The 1,304-nt window shown below is 73.7% G+C and carries 1 protein-coding gene and 2 pseudogenes (1 of these 3 running past the window's edge); 1 reads left to right on the top strand and 2 read right to left on the bottom strand.

Translation table 11 applies throughout. The features are described 5' to 3' along the window. Nucleotides 1-57: pseudogene (locus K789_RS22225) on the top strand (DUF4166 domain-containing protein) (it extends 644 nt beyond the left edge of the window). Between the two features lie 18 nt (nt 58-75). Here the strand turns inward: K789_RS22225 and K789_RS0103830 are convergent. Both K789_RS0103830 and K789_RS0103825 read right to left on the bottom strand, forming a co-directional pair. Beyond that, complete coding sequence (locus K789_RS0103830) at nt 76-1,119, bottom strand: hypothetical protein (protein WP_024365602.1); 1,044 nt, start codon at nt 1,117-1,119, stop codon at nt 76-78. A gap of 2 nt (nt 1,120-1,121) precedes the next feature. Continuing rightward, nucleotides 1,122-1,304 (bottom strand): annotated as a pseudogene (locus K789_RS0103825) (hypothetical protein); the annotation flags it as partial.

Raw genomic sequence — 1,304 nt, 5'->3', positions numbered from 1 at the left:
GCCCCGGGCTACCTGCCGGACCGCGCCCGGCCGGACCGCTGGGAACGGCGCAGCTGACGGCGGCGCCGACCCGCGCTAGCCGAGTGCGAGCTGGTTGAGGCCGTCGGCCACCTGTGTCAGCCGGGTCAACACCGCCGTCGCGGACGATGGCGAATACCTGGCCAGCCCGTCCGAGGGCGTGACCCGCAACCCGCCGAGGGTCGCGGCAGTCAGGCCCAGTTGGCGCCACGGCCGCCAGACGGTTTCCACGACGTCGGCGACGCGGGGCAGCGTGGCGGCGGGGTTGGAGACATCGAGCGCTCCGGCCCACAGCCGCTTCCCGGCCTCCACGGCGCCGGCGAGCTGTTCCCACTGGCGGGACGTGAGGGCGCGCAGGGGCACGGCGATCCCGTCGGCCCCCGCCGCCAGGATCCGGTCGAAGGGCGCCTCGACTTCCGGGACGCAGACAACGACCTCGACGGCGCCGGCCTCCCTCAGCGCGTCGATCACCAGTTGCCAGGAGTCGGTGGCTTCCTGGCCGGGCACCGAGCGCAGGGTCCGGTAGCCGCTGGAGGTGGGAATGGTGCCCGCCAGCACGGACGCGATCTCAGGCTCGTCGATCTGCACCACGATGCGGGCACCGGGGGCCGCGGCGGCCACCCGGCTCAGGTAGCTGCCGGCCCCCGCGGCCAGGGACGCTGCGAGGTCCCGCCGGGCGCCGTAGTCGATCAGCGCACGCTCCCCGTTGTGCAGGTGCAGTCCGGCGGCGAGGCTGAGCGGTCCGCGCAGCTGGACCTTGAGGTCCGTGGCCGGGGTGTCTTCGGCGCCGATCACGTCGGCCAGGATGTTGATGTCGGTGGAGAGCGCCGAGCGCGCACGCTTGAGGTCCTTACCGGGGCGGTCCACGATCCGCCAGCCGTGGGGCTGGACGTCCACGGAAAGGTCCACGAGCAGGGAGGCTGTCCGGCCGAGCGCGTCGGAACCGACACCCCGGTCCGGAAGCTCGGCCAGGAACGGCAGGTGCGGGCTGCCGAGCTCACCGCGGATGATGCGTGCTGCTTCGACCGGGTCTTCGCCGGGCCAGGCACCCAGTGCGGTGGCGGTGACCTGCTGCGGCTCCGCGGCCAGTGGTGGGGCCACGGCTAGGCGGTGGCGGTGACGGCCGGGCCGGCTGCGCCGGGGACTTGGCCGGCGGCCTGGGCACGCGCGGAATCCGCAGCCCGGGTATCCGCGGCCCGGGCCTGGTGGTCCTCGGCAATGGCTTCATGGTGCCGGATGACCTCACCGATGATGAAGTTGAGGAACTTCTCGGCGAACGCCGGGTC

This window comes from Arthrobacter sp. TB 26 (assembly GCF_000427315.1).
GTDB lineage: Bacteria > Actinomycetota > Actinomycetes > Actinomycetales > Micrococcaceae > Arthrobacter.
This window is presented reverse-complemented; position numbering and strand designations above follow the sequence as displayed.